12 protein-coding genes are annotated in these 17392 nt (G+C 71.4%); 4 read left to right on the top strand and 8 right to left on the bottom strand.

Features of this window, described 5'->3' with window-relative positions; translation table 11 throughout:
- The first annotated feature begins 34 nt into the window (after window positions 1–34).
- A complete protein-coding gene (locus WA640_RS24480; RefSeq protein ID WP_335991287.1) occupies window positions 35–1054 on the top strand; it encodes a hypothetical protein in 1020 nt (339 codons plus the stop codon).
- A 37-nt stretch (window positions 1055–1091) separates the two neighbouring features.
- Here the strand turns inward: WA640_RS24480 and WA640_RS24475 are convergent, their stop codons facing one another.
- The 6 genes from WA640_RS24475 to WA640_RS24450 form a co-directional block, all read right to left on the bottom strand.
- Window positions 1092–2114: a DUF2332 domain-containing protein gene (locus WA640_RS24475; protein ID WP_335991286.1), complete on the bottom strand. Its 1023-nt coding sequence runs from the start codon at window positions 2112–2114 to the stop codon at window positions 1092–1094.
- A gap of 31 nt (window positions 2115–2145) precedes the next feature.
- Complete coding sequence (locus tag WA640_RS24470; protein ID WP_335991285.1) at window positions 2146–2793, bottom strand: DUF6518 family protein; 648 nt, start codon at window positions 2791–2793, stop codon at window positions 2146–2148.
- Between the two features lie 73 nt (window positions 2794–2866).
- Window positions 2867–4117 (bottom strand): serine hydrolase domain-containing protein, encoded by a 1251-nt coding sequence (locus WA640_RS24465; protein WP_335991283.1) that lies wholly within the window; start codon window positions 4115–4117, stop codon window positions 2867–2869.
- Between the two features lie 124 nt (window positions 4118–4241).
- Window positions 4242–5066 (bottom strand): carbohydrate ABC transporter permease, encoded by an 825-nt coding sequence (locus WA640_RS24460; RefSeq protein ID WP_335991280.1) that lies wholly within the window; start codon window positions 5064–5066, stop codon window positions 4242–4244.
- Window positions 5063–6025, bottom strand: coding sequence for a carbohydrate ABC transporter permease (locus WA640_RS24455; RefSeq protein ID WP_335991278.1), 963 nt, complete (start codon window positions 6023–6025; stop codon window positions 5063–5065). The genes WA640_RS24460 and WA640_RS24455 overlap by 4 nt, the downstream gene beginning before the upstream one ends.
- Window positions 6026–7381 (bottom strand): ABC transporter substrate-binding protein, encoded by a 1356-nt coding sequence (locus WA640_RS24450; protein ID WP_335991277.1) that lies wholly within the window; start codon window positions 7379–7381, stop codon window positions 6026–6028.
- Window positions 7382–7516: 135 nt separating this feature from the next.
- Here WA640_RS24450 and WA640_RS24445 point away from each other — a divergent pair, with 135 nt between their 5' ends.
- Both WA640_RS24445 and WA640_RS24440 read left to right on the top strand, forming a co-directional pair.
- On the top strand, window positions 7517–8569 hold the full coding sequence (locus tag WA640_RS24445; protein WP_335991275.1) for a LacI family DNA-binding transcriptional regulator: 1053 nt from the start codon (window positions 7517–7519) through the stop codon (window positions 8567–8569).
- 104 nt (window positions 8570–8673) lie between these two features.
- Window positions 8674–9810 (top strand): epoxide hydrolase family protein, encoded by a 1137-nt coding sequence (locus tag WA640_RS24440; protein ID WP_335991273.1) that lies wholly within the window; start codon window positions 8674–8676, stop codon window positions 9808–9810.
- A 76-nt stretch (window positions 9811–9886) separates the two neighbouring features.
- Here WA640_RS24440 and fxsT read toward each other — a convergent pair whose 3' ends face one another.
- Window positions 9887–12265 (bottom strand): FxSxx-COOH system tetratricopeptide repeat protein, encoded by a 2379-nt coding sequence (gene fxsT, locus WA640_RS24435; RefSeq protein WP_335991272.1) that lies wholly within the window; start codon window positions 12263–12265, stop codon window positions 9887–9889.
- Between the two features lie 79 nt (window positions 12266–12344).
- Window positions 12345–13550, bottom strand: a complete 1206-nt coding sequence (locus WA640_RS24430) for a glycosyltransferase family 4 protein (RefSeq protein ID WP_335991271.1) — start codon at window positions 13548–13550, stop codon at window positions 12345–12347.
- 202 nt (window positions 13551–13752) lie between these two features.
- Between WA640_RS24430 and WA640_RS24425 the strand changes: the two genes are divergently transcribed.
- A complete protein-coding gene (locus WA640_RS24425) occupies window positions 13753–17376 on the top strand; it encodes an NACHT domain-containing protein (protein ID WP_335991270.1) in 3624 nt (1207 codons plus the stop codon).
- The last annotated feature ends 16 nt before the right edge of the window (window positions 17377–17392 follow it).

The raw sequence follows: 17392 nt of genomic DNA, 5'->3' as shown, positions 1-17392 counted from the left end.
TCGCAACCACTTCCCGCAGCCCCAGGAGCCGCACGTGACCGCGTTCGACCGCCGCCTGTTCCACCGCACCGTCCTCGCCGTCCCCGCCGCCGCCCTGGCCGGCGCCGGCCTGGGCGCGCTCGCCACCGCCGCGGCCGCGGCCGCCCCCGCCGACTGGGACTCGCACTTCCTTGTGGGCCAGGCGAACGGCGAACTCAGGCACCGGAGGCGGCGCGGCGACGGCTCGATGGGGCCGACCTGGGACGACGTCCCCACCGCCGCCGGCACCCTCTACCGCGTCTCCTGCACCGGCCTGGGCCCGGATCTCCACGTCGTCGCCGCGCTCAACAGCGGCACCCCCGACCACGCGGTCCGGCACGGCGCTGACGGCTCGTGGACCGAGTTCACGCCGATCCCCTCGCAGGCGGGCCCCGCCACCGGCGCCGTCCACGTCGCGGCCGCCGCGCTCAACGGCGAACTGCACGTCTTCGGCGCCTCCGAAGGCGGCACCGCCCTCCAGCACACCGTCCGCGCCGCGGACGGCACCTGGCTCCCCCGCTGGTCGACGCTCCGCACCTTCGGGACCATCTCCCAGATCGCCACGACCCGCGTCGGCACCACCATCGACACCGCCGTCGTGTCGGGCGGCGTCCTGCGCCACGCCATCCGCAGATCGGACGGCACCTGGACCGGCTGGGGCAACATCGAGACCTCGGCGGGCGACATCGGCTACGTCAATCGCGTCGCGCTGGCGGGCATCGGCTCGCAGCTCCACGTCGTCGCGCTGAACGGCTCCGGCGAGGTCTACCACGCCGTCCGCCGGGCCGACGCCACGTGGCAGCAGTTCAGGCGGGCCACGGTGCTCAGCCAGTACCGCCCCTTCGACGTCGCCGCCGCCAACGTCGGCGGCGAGATGCAGGTCGGCATCGTCAACCTCGACGCCGACGGAGGCCAGTCCGTCAAGTACACGATCCGCCGCGCCGACGGCTCATGGCAGACGGTCGCGACCGTCTCCTCCTCCAACCTCACCGCCCCGGGCACGATCGCCATGGGCGCCACACCGATCGGACGGTAGCCCGCACGGCGCCGAGCCGGTCCCCGGGCGCTCTCGCTCAACCGCTCGGTAAACGGCCTTCCGGGCCGAGACCGCGGTACGTGTGGCCGTGCGGCCCGGTCAGTGCCACCGGTTCCCCGTCGACGGCGAGGACGAACGACCCGCCGGCGTCCGCGTCGGCGGGCAGTCGGCTTGCGATGTCGGGGAACACGTGGGCGCCCTCGTTGCTGATCCAGGTGCAGCCCAGATCAGCGACGGTGCCGCGGAACCGGGTGCGGTCGGCGGCGGACAGGTAGACGAGGACCGCGGAGTGGAACACGACAAGGGTCGCGTCCGCAGGCGCGTCCGCGGCGACGTCGGCCAGCGCCTCGTTGAGGTCGCCGGTGCGGATCGGCGCTGGTGCCGCGGCGGCGATGCGGGCGGCGGCCGCGATGCGCTCGCGCCGGTCGTCCTGCCCGGGCCACACCAGCGTCTCCAGCCAGGACCGGGTGTCCGGGTCGGTCGCGTCGAGCGGGTTGCGGTCGATCCCGGCGCGCCAGACCACGTCCGGGAGCCGGGACGGTGCGGGCGTGCCGGACAGGGCGCATTCGAGGACCACCGGGCTCGGGCCGGAGTCGGGGTCGAGCGCGGCCGGGGCGTCGCCGGTGTACCGGTAGGAGTACCGGTCGGGGTGGAGGCAAAACCCCGCTGAAGCGCCGACCTCCAGGAGTGCCACGGGTCCCTCGATCCGGGACAGGATTGGGAGCAGGGTCGCGCAGCGGGCCGCCTCGTTGGTCTGGGTCGCCCGCGCCATGACGATCGGCCGCACCGATTCCCAGTGCGCCAGCAGCCATTCGCGCCAGGGCCGGTACGGGCCGACCGGGGCCCCGGCGCGGCGGGAGGCCGCGAAGACCAGGTTCGGCTGGCGCTTCGCGACCGGCAGCGCGGCGATGAGCGCCCGAACCGGCTCGTCGGCGGCGACGCCGCCGGCCCAGTCCTCGTAGACGGGCGAGACGCCCGCCGCTTCGCGTGCCGCGAATCGGGCGTAGGTGCGCGCGACCTGGTCGATTTCGTTGTCAGCGTCCAGGATCGGATCGAACATGCGCGCCATGCTACGCCCGCCAGGGCGCTGCTCAGCCGCCGTAGCCCGCCATCGCGAACCCTGCGAAGCCCACGGCCGCAAGGGGTACCGCGAGCGCCGACGCCGCCGCGCGCTGCCGCCACGACCGGCCCAGCAGCGCGATCAGGACCAGTCCGATCAACGCCATGATGGCCGCCGTCGCGAGGTCGTCGGCCCGGTACTGCGCCTCCGTGCCCGGCAGCCGCCGCAGCAGCATCCCGGCCTCCGCGAAGAACACCGCCCCCAGTGCGGCGAGCCCCGCGAGCGCGCGCCAGCGCGTGTCCGATCGCGACCAGGCTCCGAACGTCCCGAACACGGTCCCGGCCAGCACGCCGAACGCCATCCACACCAGCGACGTCGGCGCCCACAGGTTGGCGAGGTCGTCGTGCTGGATGAGCGTCGCGGCCAGGTAGTAGGCCTCGACGGCCACCACCAGCAGCACCACGCCTGCGGCGGCCGGGCGCCAGCGGCCGGCGCGCACCCACGCGCCGACGGCGAACGCGCCGACCGCCCAGACCGCGCTGGAGTTCGCGAGATTGGCCCAGGGGTACGGGAGTTCGCGCTGCGCGATCAGGTCCACCGCCCCGAGCGCGACGCCTCCGGCGGCGGCGACCGCCAGGATCAGTGGAAGCGGGCGCGGGGCTCGGGACTCTTCGGGCATGGGCGGAAGTATTCCATGGTGGTCGAGCCGCCCTCGCGCCGGGGATACCCGGTATGCCCGCCTGGTCGGCACGCTACTTGAGGAGCGTCGGCGCTTCGAGCACGGGGTCGGCGATCAGCGCTTGGACCCGCTGGTCGGCGCCGGTCGGCATCGGGCCCGCGTCGGCGCCGCAGAGTCCGGCGATGAGGAGCGAGCCGAGCGCCCAGTTCAGCTCGTCGGGGTCGGCGGCGGCGTGGCGGTCGTCGATGTTCCAGGTGAACGTGGCCTGCGTGTCGCCGTCGACGGAGTGGAACGAGTACGTCTGGTGCCCCAGGCCGCCGCCGGTGTGGCCGACGAAGACCTCGTCCGGGTCGCCGGGGCAGCCCGGGTTGAGGCCGACCAGGCCCAGCCCGTAGTACATGCCCTCGCCGCCGCCGACGAAGTCGGTCATCTGGGCGAGTTCCGCGCCGTCCAGGAGCGTGCCGTCGAGGAGGGCGTCGTAGAAGTCGTTGACGTCCTCCATAGTGGAGATCACGCCTCCGGCCGCCCACAGCTGGTCGCTGGAGAGCCGCGTGGTGTCGAAGTACGGCGCGTCGGGCTCTCCGGTCGTCATGTACGGCACCGGGTTCGCGCCCCGGATGCCCGCGGTGCCGTCCTTGGGCAGGTAGGTGTCGTCCAGGTCGGCCGGTTCGAAGACGCGCTCGTCGAGGACCTCGCGCAGCTCCCTGCGCGTGAGGTGCTCGACGAGCAGTCCCAGGGCCATGTAGCCGGTGTTCGAGTAGGAGAAGTCGGTGCCCGGTTCGAACAGCAGCGGGTCGGCGGTGCTCATCGCGATGAGTTCCTCGGGCGCGTAGTCGTTCCGGTAGTTCGCGTACACGTCGCTCATGTCGTTCTCCGCGAGCGAGGGGTAGAGGTGGAGGAAGTAGTCGTCCAGGCCGCCGGTGTGCTGCATGACCTGGCGGATGGTCGGCTCGCTTTCGTACGGGAGGAGCCCCGGCAGGTAGTCGCCGAGCGTCGCGTCGAGGTCGACCTCGCCTTCGGACTGGAGCTGGAGGAGCACCGCCGCGACCATCGACTTGGTGAGGCTGGCGATCCGGACCCGGTCGTCCTCGTCGACGGCGCCGCCCGATCCGTCGATCTTCCTGGGCCCCATGGCTTCGGACCAGACGTCGTCGCCGAGGCGCACCTCGGCGGTGATGGAGTGGTCCGCCGCGCCGTAGAGCTGCTGGAGCTTCCGGTCGAGCAGCGCCTCGTCGAGGGAGCCGGAGGGCGCCGCACTGGCGGAGGCGGGGAGGGCGATGAGACTGAGCGCGAGAGCGCCCGCAATGGAGAGTGGTTTGCGCATGCCGCAACCGTATTGGCGCGCATTGTCCCGTACACCCGCAGAACGAACGAATTTCGCGTCGTACGACAGGCGGATGCCCGCGACGACCGCTCCCCCGGAAGACGGAGGGCCGCCGCGGGGACGGTCATCCCTTCAGCGACCCTTGGAGCAGGGCCGAGACGAACTTGCGCTGGAAGACCAGGAACACGATCAGCGTCGGCGTCAGGATCAGCAGCGACCCGGCGCACAGCAGCGGGATGTCCGTGCCGTACCGGCCTTGGAAGGCGCCCAGGGCCCCCGCCATGGTCCGCTGGGCCGGGTCGGCCACGAGGACGATCGCGAGGAGGAACTGGTTCCACGTCCACAGGAACAGCAGGATGGCGAGCGACGAGATCGCCGGGACCGACAGCGGGATGTGGATGCGCCAGAACAGGTGCCACGTGGTGGCCCCGTCGACGCGCGCCGCTTCCGACAGCTCCTTCGGGATCGTCGCGAAGTTCGCGCGCATCCAGATGACCGCGAACGGCATGAACAGGCCGATCAGCGGCAGGATGATCGCCCACCGGGTGTTCAGGATCCCGAGGTCGCGGATCTGGAAGTACAGCGGCGTGATGATCCCTTCGAAGGGGAGCGTCAGGCCGAGGATGAACACGACGAACAGGGCCCGGGCGCCGGGCGGCCTGAGGTGCCCGAGGCCGAACCCGGCGAGGGTCGCCAGGAGCACCGCGGCGGGGACGACGCCCAGTTCGATGAGGACGCTGGAGCCGAGCAGGCGGAACATGTCCGCCGACTGGAAGGCGAGGGCGAAGTTCTCCCAGTGCGGGGTCTCCGGCCATTCGATGCCCCGCGGGTAGCTGCCCGGTTCGTGCAGGGCGGTGACGAAGATGCTGGCGAAGGGCAGCACCGTGACCAGCATCAGGACGACGAGGATGACGCGTCCGATGATCTTCTCCCGACGGGACACGATCATGACTCGCGCCCCCGCAGGAGGCGCTGGAGCGGCAGGACGACGGCGATCACCAGCGCCATCAGGACGATGCTGAACGCGGAGGCCGTGCCGATCTCGCGCTCGAAGAAGGCGAGGTAGAAGATCTGGAGGCCCGGCACGAGGGTGCTGTCGCCCGGTCCGCCCTGCGTGGCGACGTAGATGATGTCGAAGCTGGCGAGCGCGGAGATGACGGTGACCGTGACGCACACGGCGATCTCCTGGCGCACACCGGGAAGCGTGATCGAGAAGAACTCGCGCACGGGCCCCGCCCCGTCGATGCGCGCCGCCTCGTAGAGCGACGCGTCGATCCTCGTCATGCCCGCGAGGATGAGCACCAGGCACAGGCCCGTCTGCACCCACGCGCCGATGACCCCCACCGCCGGAAGGGCGGTGTCGAAGTCCCCCAGCCACGCCCGGGTGACGGCGTCCAGTCCCGCGGCCCGCAGGACCTGGTTGACGAGGCCGTCGCTCGACAGCTGCCAGCTCCAGATGATGCCGGCGGCGACCAGCGGGATCACCTGCGGGATGAACAGCACGGTCCGCGCGGCGGCCGCCAGCCGGCTCGCGGCGATGGACCTGATGAGGTTGGCGGCGAAGAGCGCGATCCCGACGGGGACGATGCTGAAGTACAGGATGAGTTCGAACGCGTTCAGGATCGCGCCCACGAGCTTGGGCTCGCTCAGCACCGCGACGTAGTTGTCGAAGCCCGCCCAGGTCGCCGTCGTGACGCCGTTCCAGTCGTAGAACGAGTACTGCGCCGAGGCGACGATGGGCCGGAGCACGAAGAACGCGTAGAAGAGGGCGGCCGGGGCGACCAGCGCGTAGGCGAGCAGATGGCCGCCCGTGCGACGGCGCCGGGCGCGCCGGCCCGGAACGGGCGGGCGCGAACGGGCGGCGCCGCCGAGTCCGGGCGTCGGCGCGGTGGACGCGGGCGTGGACATCTAGTCTCCGACCTGCGATTCGTAGTCGGCCTGCACCGATTCGAGCAGGCCCGCGGGCGTCTGCTCTCCTGCGACCAGCTTCTGGAGGTTGGGGGTCCAGCTCTGGGCGTAGATCGCACCGGTGGCGTTGGCGATGAAGTCCATCGCCCCGTCCGCTTCGCTGATGGCCGCGCCCGCTGCGAGCGTCGCGGCGGTGACGGAGCCTTCGGCGACCTCGGGCATGAAGCCGTCGGCGGGGCCCATCGGGTGCGAGCCGCCGGTCTCGACCTCGATGGTCCGCGCTTCCTCATCGGTCGCCGCCCAGTTCAGGAAGAACGCGGCGCACTCGGCGTGCTCGGCGGTGGCGGCGATCCCGTAGGTGGCCGGAGCGGACATGGCGCCGATCGCGCCGCCCGCCTCGATCGGGGGCATCAGGAAGAAGCCGGCGCCGCCGGGCATCTGCGCGTCGAGGTTGCCCGACTCCCAGTCCCCATTGAACATGAACAGCGACTCGCCGTCGATGAACCGGCTCATCATCTGCGCGTAGTCGATCGAGTTGACGTCGTCCGCGAAGTAGCCTTCGTCGATCCACCCGGCGAGGTGCTCGGCGGCGGCGAGATTCTCGGGCGTGTCGATGTCGGCGCCGGGCTTCTGGTAGATCCAGTCGTTGACGGCGGCCGTGTCGCCGTACGAGGCCATGAGCGCCTGGAGCGGGAAGGCGAGGCCCCCGGTGGCGCCGCCGTTGAACTGCGAGACGGGCGTGATGCCGGCGTCGCGCGCGGCGGCGAGGTAGCCGTCGAGCTCCGCGAGCGTCGCCGGGGGCTCGGTCATCCCGATCTGCGCCGCGAGCTCCTTGTTGTAGAACACGCCGGTCATCGAGTAGCCGAGGCCCATCGCGTAGAGCGGGCCGTCGCCGCGGCTCCCGTCCTCGTCGACGCGCATCTGCTCAAGCTGCGAGGCGGGCCATGCGTCCCAGCCGAACGCCTCCGCGTACGGGTCCAGGTCGAGGAGGAGCCCGTCGGAGGCGAGTTCGGACATCTGCGGCAGCCGCATGAGGTCCGGCGGGGAGTCCTGGAGGGTCCGCGGCGCGTTCTGCGTGATGACGGCGAACTGGTCTTCGCGGATGTCGAAGGTGACGTTCGGGTACTGGCGCGTGAACTCCTCGGCGAGCGCCCCGGGGAGGGGGAATCCGGTCTCGAAGTACGCGTCGAGCACGACCGCGTCCTCGCCACAGGTCGGGTCGCCGGTCAGCCGGGTCGAGGCGTCGTCGGCGCCGTCGCTCCCGGGAGGGGCGCAGGCGGCGAGTGCTATGGCGGCCGAGAAGGCGACGCCCGAGACGGCCAGGGCGCGCCGACGGGTCTTCCTGATGCGAGACATCGTTGTCCCCTTTCATCCAGAGGGATCGGCGGAGGGCGCCGCCGTCGAGCTAAACCGAGTTAGCAACGCCTATACTGCGAGACGGAGCTGTGTTTGTCAACTCCCCGGAGACCCCGGCGTACGGAAGGACCTCACGTGCACCAGAAGCGAGTCACCCTCGCCGACGTCGCCAAGGCCGCGGGCGTGTCCCGCACGACGGCATCGCTGGTCCTGTCGGACCGCGGCGACGAGCTGCGGATCTCCGAACCCGTCCAGCAGCGGGTGCGCCAGGTCGCCGCCGAGCTGGCGTACCGCCCCAACGCGGCGTCGCAGGTCCTCCGGACCGGCCTCAGCCGCACCTTCGGCTTCATCTCCGACACGGTGGCGACGTCCCAGCTCGCGGGCGACATGATCAAGGGCGCGCTCGAAGGCGCGCGCCGGCACGACCACATGCTCTTCATCGGCGAGTCCGAAGGGTCCGAGGACGAACAGGCCCGCCTCATCCAGGCCATGGTGGACCGGCAGGTCGACGGGATCGTCATCGCCTCCATGTTCACCCGCGAGCGGCCCGTCCCCAGTGGAGTCGGCCGCCCCCTCGTGTTCCTCAACACCGTCCCCGCCGAGCCCCGGGCCCAGGTCCCCGTCGTCATACCCGACGAGATCGGCGCGGGCCGCGCCGCCGCGCGCGCGCTCCTCGACGCCGGCCACCGCAAGATCCACCTCATCGGCGCCGGCCCCACGCTCGACGACGTCCCGCCGCTGACCATCGCCGGACGGGAGCGCCTGGAGGGCATCCTCCAGGAACTCGGCTGCGCCGGACTCGAACCCGCGAGCGGCCGGCGGTGCGGCATCTGGCTGCCCGAGGACGGCTGGCGGGCGACCGCGGCGCTCCTGCGGTCGGGGGTCGCCGACGGGGCGATCCTCTGCTTCAACGACCGCCTGGCCCTCGGCGCGTACCAGGCGATCCAGGAAGCCGGATTCCGCGTGCCCCAAGACTTCTCGGTGGTCTCCTTCGACGACCACCAGCTCGCGGGCTGGCTCCGGCCCGGCCTCACCACGGTCGCCCTCCCCCACTACGAGCTCGGACGGAGGGCCATCGATGCCCTGCTCGCCCCCGCGGCAGCCGCGGCCGGGGTCGAGCGCGTCCCGATGCCCCTCCGAGCCCGCGGCTCGATCGCCGCACCCGGAGCCGCCGCCGACGCTCACTGACCGCTGCAGGCCTTCGAGCACCTGCGCGGCATGGAGAATGGAACCGAGACCGCGTTCGGGGAACGCCGAATCCGCTTGCCGAGGCCCGGAGGGGAGCACCGCCAATGGAATCGATCGCCGCATTCCGCATCGACGTCCCGCAGGCCGCGCTCGACGACCTGCACGACCGCCTGCGCCTGACGCGCTGGCCCGCCGCCAGTCCCGAACCGGGCTGGGCGAGCGGCGTCCCGGTCCTGTACCTGCGCCGCCTCGCCGACCACTGGCTCCACGACTACGACTGGCGGACCCACGAAGCGTCCCTGAACGCGTTCCCCCAGGGCCTCACCGAGATCGACGGCCAGCGCATCCACTTCCTGCACGTGCGCTCGCCCGAGCCCGACGCGCTCCCGCTCGTGATCACCCACGGCTGGCCCGGATCGGTCGTCGAGTTCACGAAGATCCTCGGCCCGCTCACCGACCCGCGCGCCCACGGCGGCGACTCCGCCGACGCGTTCCACGTCGTCGCCCCGTCCCTGCCCGGGTTCGCGTTCTCCACCCCGCTGTCCGCGCCCGACTGGGACCACGCCCGCATCGCCCGCGCCTGGCTCGCGCTCATGGACCGGCTCGGCTACGACCGGTTCGGCGCGCACGGCGGCGACACCGGCTCGAAGGTCTCCCCGGCCCTCGGGCGCCTCGCCCCCGACCGGGTCGTCGGCGTCCACATCAACGGCGGCCTCGAACTCCCGCCGCCGGACGACCCCGGCCTCGCGTCGCTCGCGGCCGACGAGCGCGCCCGGCTCGAATCGGTGCGGGACCTGGTGCGCCACGGCACCGGGTACGCCGACCTCCAGTCCACGAAGCCGCAGACGCTCGCCTACGCGCTCAACGACTCCCCCGTCGGGCAGCTCGCGTGGGCCGTCGACAAGTTCCACGACTGGACCGACCCCGCGGCACGGCTGCCCGAGCACGCCGTCGACGTCGACCAGCTGCTCACGAACGTCACCCTGTACTGGCTCACCGGCACCGGCGCGACCTCGGCGCACCAGTACCGGGCCGTCCGCGACGAGCCCGCGGCCCCGCGCTCGGACGTGCCCACCGGCGTCGCCGTCTTCCCGACCGACCCGGCGGTCCGCGGGCTCCTCGAACGCTCGCACCGGATCGTCCACTGGTCCGAGTTCGACCGCGGCGGGCACTTCGCGGCCATGGAGGCCCCCGACCTCCTCGTGCAGGACCTGCGCGAGTTCTACCGTCCCCTCCGCTGAGCCACGGCGCCGTTGACGAAGCTGGACTCGTCCGGGGCCGGGAACGTCGCCGCCGGGGCGATCTCACCCGAACGGCTCAGCGATCGCGCAGGAAAGCGTCGACCGCCGCCGCGGGTTCCTCTCCCGCGCTGAGGGAGTCAAGGTCCTTCTGGGTCGACCGGACAGTGGGGTGGTCGTCGCCGAGGACGCGGCGGCGGTCCTCGATGAGCGCTTCCAATGTGGCATGAGCGGCGTCCCGGTCGCCGGCCTGCTTCTGGAAGCGGCCGATGTTGTGGCGGGACTTGAAGGTGTAGGGGTGCTCGGGGCCCAGCACCTCGGTCTGGATCGGGACGAGTTCGGCCAGCGCGGTCCAGGCCCGGCGCGGTTCACCGCATTCGCCGTACCAGCAGGCGAGGCTGGCGCGGGCGCGGAGTGTTCTGGCGTGCGACGGGCCGTGGACCACCGCGATGTCGGGCACCAGCCGCTCCAGCATGGCGACGGCTTCGGTCCGCCGCCCGGACCTGCCCGTCCAGGTGGCGAGGTGGTAGCGGGCGTTGAGGGTGCCGGGGTGGCGGGCGCCGAAGACGCGGGTCCGGTCGGCGAGCAGGCGCTCGTATCCGTCGACGGCTGCCGCGAGGTCGCCGGTCCGACCGAGCCAGCGGGCGAGGCTGGAGCGGACGGCCAAAGTGCTCGGATCGTCGGGGCCGAGCTTGTCGCGGTGCTCCGCTTCCAGCCTCCGGAGCACGTCGATCACGTACGCCCGGTCCCCGGCCCGGCCGCGCCACCGCGCGAGCCCGAAGCGGGCCTCCAGGGTGCCGGGGTGGTCCGGCCCGAGGAGGCCGCGTTGCTCCGCGACCACTGCTTCGAGGGCGCGGGCGGCGCCGTGCTCGTCGCCGGATTCGCCTGCGCGCAGTGCCAGGCCGATGCGGATCTCGAACGTGAGCGGGTGCGTCGGCCCGAGGGCCGCGCTGCATGACGGCAGCAGCTCGGCCAGTGTTCTGAACGCTCCTACGATGTCTCCGGACTCCTTCTGCCAGTGGGCGATCCGCGCCCGTGCCCTCATGACGTCAGCGTGCGCGCCGCCGAGGACCGCCGTGGCGGCGTCGCCGAGCCGTTCGAAGTAGGCCCGGGCCTGTTCGGTGCGGCCGTGGTCGCCGAGGCTGTCGCCCGCCCGGAAGAGCAGTTCGTGGACGCCGTCGCCGAGCAGTTCCGGTTCCGCGCTGCGCCACAGGTAGGCGACGTTCGAGCGCAGCATCGCGGTGAGCGCGGAGATCCGTTCGGGAACGGGCCAGGCTTCGAGGACGCCGTCCGCCGCGGCGAGGGCGGCCTCGGCCCGCTCGCTCGCGGGGGTCTCGTCGTAGACCGCACGCTGGACCAGGGCGTGGACGCGGATCACGTCGCCGTCGTACTCGATGAGGCTCATCTGCCGCAGCCGCCCGAGCAGCCGCCGCGCCGTCATCACATCCACTGTGGATGAACGCACGGCGGCGACCGGAATCCCGTTGGGGTCGAGGAGGCTCAACATCCGCAGGAGTTTCGTAGCGGCGCCGGTCGGCCGCGACGAGTCGGCGAGTCCGATCGACAGCGACCACGCCGCGGCGACCGCCCGGTCGTGGCCGTCGGGCAGCGATTCGGGTCGCAGGTGCGCCAGCGCGATCGAGCGGTCGGCGAGCAGGCCGCGATATTCGTCGCAGGTCATACCCGGCTGGTCGAGGACGAACGCGGCGGCCTGCGCGAGCGCCAGCGGGAGGTGGCCGAGATCCGCGGCCAGCTCGCCGGCGCCGCCGAGGCGCGCGGCGTCGCCGCCGAGGCGCTTGCGGAGGAACGCGAGGCTCTCGGACTCGGTGAACAGGTCGGCGGTGACGCGGTCGCGTCCGGCGCCGTCGAGCGCCGCGTCGCGGCGGCGGGTGGTGACCACGGCGCGCCCGTCCGGGTTCGGCGGAGGCCAGAGGCCATTGAGGTCGACCGGATCTCGCAAGTCGTCGAGGACCACGAGCCAGCGGCGTCCGAGGGGCCGGTCGAGCCAGGCATGGAACTTGGCGGCGTTCGCCTCGATCTCGTCCGTGACGGCTTCCCCGACCTCGGCCGCGGCCTGAGCGTAGGCCGCGATGACCGCGTCGCGGGAGGCCGCGTTCACCCAGACGAGGAGGTCGACCGCGCCGCTGCGCCATCGGTCGTGGGCGTAGGCCGCGGCGGCCTGGGTCTTACCGGCGCCGCCCATGCCGGAGAGGATCAGGCAGTTCGCCTTGCCGCCCAAGGTTTCCGAGAGCCGTTCGTCGAGCCGCCGATGCTGCCGGGCCGCCACAAGCCCCGGCACGGTGCCCACGCGGATCGGCGCCGCATCGGAGCCCTTGCCACCGGACGCTAAACGGAACTCGTTGACATGTCCGATCTGGACGATATGGCGGACCTCGCCGCGGAACTCGTTCTCGAAGGCGGTCGCCGCAGGTCGCGGTCGTGCTCCATCGGGCTGCATGGGGTTCCTCCGAGTCGCGTCGGCCCTCCAATGCTACTGCCGCGGACCGGTGCCGCGCTCCCCTCGACCGCCTGTCGCATCAGAGGGAGAGGAGGTCCTCGGCGGCGCTCTTCCACGTCCACTTCGCAGCGAGTTCGCGCTTCAGCCAATCGGCCCTCCTGAACGCGGCGTCCCGGTCTTCGAGCACGGCGGCGATCCGGTGGCCCCACCGGTCGGCGTCCTCGGTCAGGTCGGACGTCACCGGGACGACCGGACCCGCCGCTCCCGCGGGATAGACCACCCCGCTCAGCGATTGGCCCAGTCCGCTCTGGCTGCTGAGAAGGACCGGAGTGCCGGCCGTGATCCCTTCCAGGCCGACCAGGCCGTAGCCCTCGGCCGACGAGGGCATGAGGAGCAGGCTCGCCCGCAGCAGGTCGTGCCGCAGCGCGGACTGGTCGGTGGTGAAGGGCCGCACCGTCACCTGCACGGCCGCATCGCCGAGTTCGGCGATGAGGCGCTCACGCAATGCCGCGCTCTCGCCGGGCGGGGCGCCGCGCACGAGCAGTTCGATCTTCGGGGCGGCGGGGCCGCGCAGCCGCATCGCGTGGGCGAGCGCCTGCGCGGCGAGTCCGACCCCCTTGATCTCGTAGTCCTCGATCCTGCCCATGAGCAGCACTTGATCCGGCCCGCCCGGAGGCGGCGTCCGCGCGACGCCGAGATCGGCGTCGTCGAACCCCGGGTCCAGCCGCACGGGTTCGGGGACGCCGTCGTGCACAGAGAGGTCGCGGCGCATCCGGGCATGAAGGAGCGGACCCACGGCCACGGTCCGGTACGCACTGGCGGCGAGGTCGAGTTCAAGCTCCGTGCGCGCCTCCGCCCGCACCCCGGCATCATCGGTCCGGCCCTCCTTCCACCATTCGATCTCGTCCGGGGCGACATGGACGACCTGGATCCGCTTGGCCTCGCCGAAGCAGTCCTGGGTGAGGCCCAGCGCCTCGGGTCCGGTCACTCGGCCGTGCCCGATGACCAGGTCCGGCCGCCAGCCGTGGGGCAGCACCGGCTTGCGGAGCATGGCCTGCTTCGCGGTGCCTCCGGGGACCGCCCGGGCCTCGATCAGGATGACACCGTGCACCGCGGCGTCCTCGTAGTCCTCCGGGCGCACCTCGGGCATCAGGCAGACGACGGACGCGCCCGCTGCGGCGAGGGCGATGCTCAGCGACCGGTTCATCGTGGCCAGGCCCCCGTGCGCGGAGCTCCACTCCTGCGCCACGATGAAGACCCGGACCGGACGGATTCCCGTCGCCAAGCTCGCAGTCTGCGAGTTCGATCGAGCGTTCATGCTGCCAGCATCCAGGTTTTCCGGTGGTATCCACATTATCCTCGATCGTCCGCACAGGTCCGGACAGCGCCGCGCGGGGTCCTTACCATAGAAGGCGATCATCGTCAGCGAAACGACGATGTCCGGCCCGGACATCCGGCCCGGACATCCACGCTCCCCCGGAGGTCCGATGGCCGAGCATCCCCCGGATGCCGCGCAGCGCGCGTTCAGGACGGCGATCGGCGCGGCCCTGGCCCGCATCGACCACGGCGAGCGCGGCGCCGCAGTTCTGAGCGGCGTCTCCAGGGGCACGTGGTCGGACACGAAGAAAGGCAAGACCGTGCCCAAGCTGCCGACCTGGCAGAAGATGAGGGCACTGCTCCGGTCGAACCGGGTCCGGATGCCCGGAACCGACTGGGACGCCCTGTACTGGGCGGCCCGGGGCGAGAAGGACGAACTGCTGAAGCAGCCCGGGCAGAGGCCGGCCCCCGGTCCCGGGCGGCACTTCCTCGGCGGACTGGACTCCATCCAGTCCTTCGCCCTTCCGATCGTCGACCGGCTCGGCCTGGTGCGGGATAGGGTCCCCGACTGGGACGAGGGCACCGGCCGCATCGTCTTCGCGATCGGCGAAGGGGGCCTCGGCAAGAGCATCCTCCTCAAGCAGGCGGCCGAGAAGCTGGTAGAACCCCGGCGACCGGGCGGCGGAGCCGTCGTGGCCGTGGCCTGCGGCCGCATCGGCTCCACCGAGGACCTGACCGAGGTGCGAGGGGCGGACGCGGCCTTCGCTCGCGCCGCCGCCGTGCCCGAGCCGGAGTCGGGCATCGTCAAGGCCCTGGAGCGCCTCCGCGACAAGCACGGCTCGGTGCATCTCCTCATCGACACCTTGGACGTGGTCGCCACCGAGCACACCGCCCACGCGCTCCGCGAGCTGCTCCGCCGGTGCGCCCGGCACGCCCGGCTCTTCGCGACCTGCCGCAAGCGCGAGTACAGCGAGCTGTTCACACCGGACCTTGGCGCCCCCTGGCACGACGGCGAACCGCCCGCCCTCATCACGATGCCGGACCTCTCCGAGGACGAGATCGTGGAATGGGCCGAACGGTATGTCTCGGAACTCGACCTACCCCTCCCGCAACGGGAACGCTTCATCGGTTCGCTGTCGGACCCGGCTAGGGCCCGCACGATCAAGCGGATCTGCGCGGTCCCCCTCCGGCTCGCGATGGCATGCCGCCTCTTCTCCGACAAGGGCCGCCTGCCGGCCGACCTCACCATCACCGGTCTCTATGAGGCCTACTGGATTCAGCGGATCGCCCGCGACCGTCACAACATGAGGACTTCGCGCTCGAAGCGGCAGGAAGGAGCCGCCTTCGCGCTCGCCGAACTCGTGCTCGACCTTAACCCGGATCGCCTGACGCTGGCCGTCGCACTCGACGGCTGGGACGCCGACATAGGGGCGCTGGTCAGCGACGGCGTAGTGCTCGACCGTGGGGGACGCTACGAGTTCTTCCACCAGACCTTCGCCGAGTTCGCGATCGCGGTCCTCCTCGCCCAGCGGGCCGAGGACGCGAGACTCGTCCTCCTCCGTTCCGAACTCGATGACGCGAGCTCTCGCATGTGGCCGATCGCGCTCCACCTGATGCTGCTGCAGGAGACCCCGGAGAGCCTCCACGAGGAGCTGCTCCAGTACGTCCCGATCGACTCGCCTCTGGGGTCGCAGTACCACCTGCTGTCGGCCTCCACACGCGGCGTCCCGGAGCGCCTCGAAGCGGTCTTCGCGCAGATCGCCGGACGAGACGATGTGCTGATGCGGTCCATGGCGGGGCTCCTCACAGACGCGCACCCGGATTGCGCCGAAGCGGCCCTGACCATCTGCATCTGGTTCCTCACCAGCCACGATGATCGGTATCTCATCGACATCTCCCGGGCGATCGGCACGCTGCTCCTCCACCTGCCCCCCGAGCAGCAGCGCGACCGGTTGGCGACCGCGCTCGATCTCATCGAGGACATCCGTCCCGGGATCCCGATGGACACATGGGTCAACGTGCCGTATTACCTTGTCGAATACCTTTGCAAGGTCGAAATGGACCCGGCCCTGTTCGGCCTCCTCTGCGAGCGCTACGAACAGCTCGGTCCGCGTGGACAACGCGAGCTGCTCACGGCCGCATTGCAAAGCCGAGCGGCCGAGCCGAGTCTCATCGCGGTGCTAGCCGAACCGATGCTCTCGGCGAGTCCTCCCGATATCGGGTCCGCGGAGGGGGTCGAGCTGCTCCGCTGGTGCATGGACGACCCCGGCGTCTGCGAGCGATTCGGCTGGGGCGACTGGACCGTTCTCCTGGAGACCGAACTGCCCGACCCCTGGGACGCGATGCAGATCCGGCTGGTCCGCGAGCTCTGCCGAGACGACGGCACCAGAGACCGACTCATGTCACTGGTGCTCTCGGACGCACCGGTCGCCTTTCCGAAACGCTGGACCAACACGGCGAAGTTCGTCGCCGACGACTTTCCTTCGGAGGTCGGCACGGCACTGGGAGACATCCCCGGGGACGCCGGCCGCAGCGCCATCGGGAAGGCGCTGGCGCTCGCCAAGCAGATCAGCGGCGTTCTGCCGAAGGAGGACAGGCAGGCGCTCATCGAAGCGTTCATTCCGCACACCAGCGCTGATCCCAGGCAGGTCTCGACCGCGCTGATCCAGCTCGCGGGGGCGGACGTCGACCTCCACGAGGAGCTGCTGGACTCGTTCTACAGGGCCGACCGGGAGATGCATCCGCTGCAAAGCGGCGAGAAGCCGAACGGCGATTGGACCGCCGTCCGGCTCAGTCCGATCGGAAGCTGGCTGCGAACCGCACCGGTGGAGTTCCTGTTCCGGCAACGGGAACGGTTCCGAACAATGCTCCCCGCCGCCGGAGGCGACGAGATGCTGCGGCGTGCCCGGTTCGAAGGGAGGATCGCACACATGGACCAGCAGGCGCGGGCCTGGCTCTCGAACCAGATCCTGAAGGGCGACAACGCCTCCGCCGCGCTACGCGGCCTGGAGGAAGCCGATCGGACGGACCAGGAGCCGGACGTCGCGATCACCGCATGGCGTTGCGCTCTGCTCCGAACCCCGCACACCGATGTCGCGATCAAGCTGGCGAACATCCTCGCCGACCCCGACGCCACTCCGGGCACGCTCCTGTCAGGTCTCACGCCCGACGCAGACGGCGCCGAGACCCCTCTCAGCGACCTCCTCACCGCGGCCGCCACCAGCCGACTGAAGGCCGCACTCGACTCGGGTGAGCACACGAACCTCGTCAAGGCGCTCCTGTCCTTGGTGTTCCACATCGATGAATCACATCCACTCGATCCTGAACTCGTCAAAGAGATCGTGACGGGCACGGCCGCTCCCGTCATACGGCTGAACACCGAGCCGCGCCCCTTCTGGCCCGGTGAATCGGCGTCAGAGGCATCCACGAGCTTCGCCCGCTGGTCCACCTCGGTCAGGAAGATCGGTCTGATTCGACTGCCTTTCGAGGACATACGACCGACCGTGGAGTCCGTGCTCACCGGATGGGACTGCGCCGGGCTCGGGACGCCGAACCGGCGAAGGACCGCGAGCCTGATCCGCTCCGTCCTGGACCGGTCCCCCGATTTCGCGACCTGGCTGGAGGTGCGATTGTGGCCGGCCGCGACATCGGCGACCAAGCACGCCATCGCCGAGGCGATCGTCATCCATGAACGCGCGGCTCCGGGAAACCGCGCGCTGCGCCTGTCCCAGCGTGAGGACTGCCCGCACGACGTCAGGATGTTCATCCACAAGAAGCTGGAGACGCAGTCCTGAAGGCGTCCACGCCCCA

Source organism: Glycomyces sp. MUSA5-2, assembly GCF_037034145.1.
GTDB lineage: Bacteria > Actinomycetota > Actinomycetes > Mycobacteriales > Micromonosporaceae > Glycomyces > Glycomyces artemisiae.
This window is presented reverse-complemented; position numbering and strand designations above follow the sequence as displayed.

Bases quoted from the DNA above. Each gene is read 5' to 3' on its own strand.
- fxsT (WP_335991272.1), bottom strand. From the start codon at position 12,265: ATGCAGCCCGATGGAGCACGACCGCGACCTGCGGCGACCGCCTTCGAG.
- WA640_RS24475 (WP_335991286.1), bottom strand. From the start codon at position 2,114: ATGTTCGATCCGATCCTGGACGCTGACAACGAAATCGACCAGGTCGCG.
- WA640_RS24450 (WP_335991277.1), bottom strand. From the start codon at position 7,381: ATGTCTCGCATCAGGAAGACCCGTCGGCGCGCCCTGGCCGTCTCGGGC.
- WA640_RS24455 (WP_335991278.1), bottom strand. From the start codon at position 6,025: ATGTCCACGCCCGCGTCCACCGCGCCGACGCCCGGACTCGGCGGCGCC.
- WA640_RS24440 (WP_335991273.1), top strand. From the start codon at position 8,674: ATGGAATCGATCGCCGCATTCCGCATCGACGTCCCGCAGGCCGCGCTC.
- WA640_RS24460 (WP_335991280.1), bottom strand. From the start codon at position 5,066: ATGATCGTGTCCCGTCGGGAGAAGATCATCGGACGCGTCATCCTCGTC.
- WA640_RS24465 (WP_335991283.1), bottom strand. From the start codon at position 4,117: ATGCGCAAACCACTCTCCATTGCGGGCGCTCTCGCGCTCAGTCTCATC.
- WA640_RS24425 (WP_335991270.1), top strand. From the start codon at position 13,753: ATGGCCGAGCATCCCCCGGATGCCGCGCAGCGCGCGTTCAGGACGGCG.
- WA640_RS24470 (WP_335991285.1), bottom strand. From the start codon at position 2,793: ATGCCCGAAGAGTCCCGAGCCCCGCGCCCGCTTCCACTGATCCTGGCG.